Raw genomic sequence first — 4479 nt, 5'->3', positions numbered from 1 at the left:
GGGTGCCGGCCAGTCAGCGTCTGCAACACCAAAGATGTGAATCTTGGACAGTTCCCGTCATCGCCTAACGCCAACTGTCCAAGATCTGCACGGGACCGCTGCGGCGTCGTGTTAACAAGGGGCCCTTCCTCTACGCCAGGCGTTAAGAAGGGGCCCTTCCTTGCGTGCGGGTCTGGTGGTGGTGGCGGGCGATGTCGAGGAGGGCGGCGAGCAGGGCCAGCGTGACGATCCCGGCACCGAGCAGCAGCGACCGCTCGAAGGCTTTCGTCCAGGCGTTGCCTCCGCTGGCCACGGTGGAGAAGAAGACCGACCCGACGGCGGCGATGCCCGCCGCCGAGCCGATGCGTTGGCCGGTCTGGAGCATGCCCGCACCGCTGCCCGCCTGGGGGACCGGCACCTGCGACAGGGTCAACGTCTGGTTCGGGGCGATCACCAGCCCGCTGCCGAGCCCGGCGACCAGCAGCGGAGCCGCGGTCACCCAGGGTACGGGGACGTGTGGGATCAGGTCGATGGCGAGCGCCACCAGACCGAGTCCGACCACCACGGCCAGCAGCCCGACGGCGACCAGTGGCCGGCCGAACCGGTTGACGATCCGTCCGCCGATCGTGGCCGCGACCGCCGAGCCGAGCGCGAACGGCGTGATCGCCAGACCGGCGACGAGCGGGCTGTAGCCGAGGCCGTTCTGTAGGTAGAGGGTGAAGATGAAGAAGATCGCGGTAAACCCACCGAAGTAGAACAGCGCGATCAGCGAGCCCAGCGTGTACGACTGAAGGCTGAACAGGCGTACGTCGAACAGTGGCGGCCCCTGCCGCGCGTACCACCGTTCCCAGAGCCCGAAGCCGAGCAGCGCGGCCAGGCCGGCGGGAATGAGCAGCCACTTGGCCGGGCCGTGCCACTGGGCGTGCTGTACCAGCGGCAGCAGCACCAGCGTCACCCCGACACCGAGCAGCAGTACGCCGACCGGGTCCAGCCGGCGCCGCGCGGTCTGTGCCGTGACCCGACCGGGCAGCAGTCGCCAGCCGAGGATCACCGCGACGATCCCGACCGGCACGTTGACGAAGAAGACCCACCGCCAGCCGTGCTCCGGCCCGCCGGCGGCGATCAGCAGGCCGCCGAGCAGCGGCCCGACCGCCGTGGAGATGCCGATGACGGCGCCGAGCAGCCCGAATGGCTTGGCCCGCGCCGGACCTTGGAACAGCTGTTGGATCAGGCCGGTCACCTGCGGGTTCACCACCCCGGCGGCGGCGCCTTGGAGCAGCCGGGCGGCGACCAGCCAGCCGGGGGACTGGGCCAGCCCGGCCAGCGCGCTGGTCAGCGTGAACAGGGCGATGCCGAAAACGAAGACGTCGCGCCGGCCACGGATGTCACCGAACCGTCCCGCCGGCACCAGCGCCAACCCGAAGGTCAGGGCGTACCCGGACAGCACCCACTGCAGTTCGCTGGGGTTGGCGTGCAGGGCACGTTCCAGCGACGGGATCGCCACGTTGACGATGCTCACGTCGAGCAGCGTCATGAACGTCGCGACCAGCCCGACGGCGAGCGCCTGCCACCGCCGCCGCTCGTCGTACGCTTCGGTGCCGGCCGACCCTCTCGTTCCCGCCGGAGCCATCATGTCCCCTGTCGAGTGCTACCCCGCCTGCGGGGGAGGTGTCGTCCGGCGGCGCCCGTCACGCCAGCTGCTGGGCGCAGAACCGCGGACCGAAGTCGAGCCCGGCCATCGGCGAGTCCTCCCGGTGCAGCAGGTTCTTCTCGGTGAGCAGGTGCAGCGGGTTCTGCAACTGCTCCTCGGTGAGGCCGCACTCCTGGGCGATCGTGTCCGGGTAGGGGACCTGTCCCCGCGACTCCAGGGCCGCCACCGCGTCGTAAACCCGAGCCTCGACGTCCGACAGCTGCACCTGCTGCATGGTTTCCTCCTCATGCTCTTCCGCCTGTTGCAGGCGGTCTGCGCCGCGCGGTTACCCCCTGGGCGACCGAAGATGCGCCCCCGATCGTGGGTCGCGGGTCGTCCCCAAACGCGGTCCAATCGACTCCGCCCTGCCACCCTCGGCCAGGACCCGCCCCGCCTCCACCGCCCTATCGCCGGTCGCTCTTAGGCTGCATCGGTGACCGTCTGGGATCTGGTGGTGATCGGCGGTGGCCCCGCCGGACTGTCCGCCGCCTTCGTCGCCGCCCGTCGCGGTGTGCGCACGCTGGTCGTCGAGCGGGCGACGCATCCTCGTTACAAGACCTGCGGCGGCGGGTTGATCGGCACGTCGCTCACCGCCCTGGCCGGGCGGATCGAGGTGCCGGCCCACGACGTGGTCGACCGGGCCACCTTCACCCTGGACGGGCGACGCGGCTTCACCCGGCGGCACGGGGCGGGCCCCTTGGTGACGATGGTGCGCCGGGAGGAGTTCGACGACCGGCTGCGGGCGGCTGCCGTGTCCGCCGGGGCCGAGGTCCGCGAGCAGGTCGCGGTCCGCGCGCTGGAACAGACCCCCGAGGTCGTACGCCTGCGGCTGGCCGGCGGTGAGACGGTCCTCGCCCGGGCGGTGGTCGGTGCCGACGGCTCCTCCGGGGTCAGTGCGCGTCACGTCGGCGTGCGCTACCGGCAGGTGGATCTGGGGTTGGAGCTGGAGTTGCCGGTGTCGACGGAGCAGCGGGCCCGCTGGCGGCACCGGCTGCTGCTGGACTGGGGCCCGTTGCCCGGCTCGTACGCCTGGGTGTTCCCGAAGGACGATCGACTGACTGTCGGGGTGATCGCCGGCCGGGGCGAGGGGGAGCGTACCCGGGAGTATCTGCGCCGGTTCGTGGACCGGCTCGGCCTGGCCGGCGTGCAACCGGCTCACGACTCGGGGCATCTGACCCGGTGCCGGGCCGACGACTCGCCGCTGCGGCGGGGCCGGGTGCTGGTCGCCGGCGATGCCGCCGGCCTGCTGGAACCCTGGACCCGGGAGGGGATCAGCTACGCGCTGCGCTCCGGCGAGCTGGCCGGCGCCGCGGTCGCCGACGGCGATCTCGCCGGCTACCAGAGTGCGGTGGTCGAGCGGCTGGTGCCGTCCATGCGCGCCGGGTACCGGCTGCTCGACGTCTTCTCCCGGCGGCCGGACGTCTTCCATACGCTGGTGGCCACGCCGCCGGGCTGGCGGGCGTTCACCCGGTACTGCCGGGGCCGGGCCGAATTCGACGAGTTGATCGGTCGGGCGCCGATCCGGGCTGCCCTGGCCTTGGTGGACCGCCTGCCCAGCCGACGCGCCTCGCCCACCCACGCCGAGCCCTGACCCGCACCCCGCCCTCTCCTGGCATCCGGCCGTCCCGCGTGCGGCGTTCCCGAGCACCCCCACACCGACACCCATCCAGGATCCTAGGATGCCTTACGGGTGGTGATCCAACGGTGTTGCTACTTGGCGAGCAGGGCCGACAATGGGGGAGCGTGGAGGGAGACGGCCATGACGGAGAGTTCTGGGCTGCCGTTCACCGACGACGAATACGCCTTCCTGCGGCACGTCCGCTTCGGCGAACTGCCGCCGGCGGTGCGTCCTGAGGAACGGATCCCGCTGACCGAGACCGAGCCGCGCCGCGACGGCCCGGACCCGGACGACCCGCACCGCTGGGCGCTCCGCTACCCCTGAGGCCCGGCGGCGGCGTTACACCGCCTGGTCAGCGTTACGTCGCTTCGTCCGGCGGCGGTCGGCGGGCTGGGCCCCAGGCGACGAACCGATCGAACAACACCTTCGGCTCCGGGCCGTCGTGCGGGTTCAGGTGATAGAGATCCCGCATCGCCTCGTACATCAACCCGGCCAGGTAGATCGACAGGCCGGTCAGGTTGCCGTCGTACTCCACCCGCAACAACAACCGCGCTTCCGCGCACGGCCACGGCTGCCCGTCCACCCGACAACACCAGATCGGCCGTAACGGAGTGTGCGGCAGCTCGCCACCAGCCCCGCCGGGCCGCACCGGACGGGGACCGCGGCCCGGCGTCGGCAGCCGCGTCGAGATCACCGGCGGCCCCCGTTCGCCCGCCACTGCTGAGCCGGCGTCAGCCAACCCGGCCGGCCCGGGTGTTGCAGCGGCAACGGCCGCGTCGGCTGACGCATCCACTCCGGCAGGTGCGAGCCGGCCCTGCGCTGAGGCAATACCCCCGGCAACGGCACCACCGACTGCGACGACGGCCCCTGCGGCACCGACCGCGACGACGACACGGAACGCGCTGGCGGCACGCGCGGCACCGACTGCGACGACAGCACCAACCGCGACGGCCGCGTTGGCAGCAACCGCAGCGCGGCAACCCGACACCGGAACCACGGAACCCGCACATCAACCTCCCACAAAGAACAGCGTGGGTACGTTTCTGGTCGCCAGAGCAGCAACAGAGGTACCCACACAGCTGGCTGGGTCGGGGCCGCCCCGACACGGGGGAAGCGCGGGGCGGCCCCGAAGCAGAACCCGCCCCAGCCCTCCCCGGCGTGGAGCGGATCCGCATGCGTGACAGTCTGCTGA

5 protein-coding genes are annotated in these 4479 nt (G+C 71.8%); 2 read left to right on the top strand and 3 right to left on the bottom strand.

Annotation, left to right across the window (positions count from 1 at the left end; genetic code table 11):
- Positions 1 to 142 precede the first annotated feature (142 nt).
- On the bottom strand, positions 143 to 1609 hold the full coding sequence (locus AB0M52_RS31145; protein ID WP_363961115.1) for an MFS transporter: 1467 nt from the start codon (positions 1607 to 1609) through the stop codon (positions 143 to 145).
- Between the two features lie 58 nt (positions 1610 to 1667).
- A complete protein-coding gene (locus AB0M52_RS31140; protein ID WP_363961113.1) occupies positions 1668 to 1904 on the bottom strand; it encodes a hypothetical protein in 237 nt (78 codons plus the stop codon).
- 198 nt (positions 1905 to 2102) lie between these two features.
- On the opposite strand from AB0M52_RS31140, the gene AB0M52_RS31135 reads away from it, so the two are divergent.
- Together AB0M52_RS31135 and AB0M52_RS31130 are read left to right on the top strand one after the other, a co-directional pair.
- Positions 2103 to 3260, top strand: coding sequence for a geranylgeranyl reductase family protein (locus AB0M52_RS31135; protein WP_363961111.1), 1158 nt, complete (start codon positions 2103 to 2105; stop codon positions 3258 to 3260).
- 168 nt (positions 3261 to 3428) lie between these two features.
- Positions 3429 to 3611 carry a hypothetical protein gene (locus tag AB0M52_RS31130; protein WP_111218732.1) on the top strand — a complete coding sequence of 61 codons (183 nt, stop codon included), beginning with the start codon at positions 3429 to 3431 and terminating at the stop codon, positions 3609 to 3611.
- A gap of 34 nt (positions 3612 to 3645) precedes the next feature.
- On the opposite strand, the gene AB0M52_RS31125 is transcribed toward AB0M52_RS31130, so the two are convergent.
- Positions 3646 to 3978, bottom strand: coding sequence for a hypothetical protein (locus AB0M52_RS31125; protein ID WP_363961117.1), 333 nt, complete (start codon positions 3976 to 3978; stop codon positions 3646 to 3648).
- Between the last annotated feature and the right edge of the window lie 501 nt (positions 3979 to 4479).

It is taken from the genome of Micromonospora sp. NPDC051296 (assembly GCF_040682255.1).
Lineage (GTDB): Bacteria > Actinomycetota > Actinomycetes > Mycobacteriales > Micromonosporaceae > Micromonospora > Micromonospora craterilacus.
Note: the sequence above shows the minus strand (reverse complement) of the source record. Positions and strands in the feature narration are given on the sequence as shown.

What these genes read in the sequence shown, in the direction of transcription:
- AB0M52_RS31145 (WP_363961115.1), bottom strand. Translation starts at nt 1,609, where the DNA reads ATGGCTCCGGCGGGAACGAGAGGGTCGGCCGGCACCGAAGCGTACGAC.
- AB0M52_RS31140 (WP_363961113.1), bottom strand. Translation starts at nt 1,904, where the DNA reads ATGCAGCAGGTGCAGCTGTCGGACGTCGAGGCTCGGGTTTACGACGCG.
- AB0M52_RS31130 (WP_111218732.1), top strand. Translation starts at nt 3,429, where the DNA reads ATGACGGAGAGTTCTGGGCTGCCGTTCACCGACGACGAATACGCCTTC.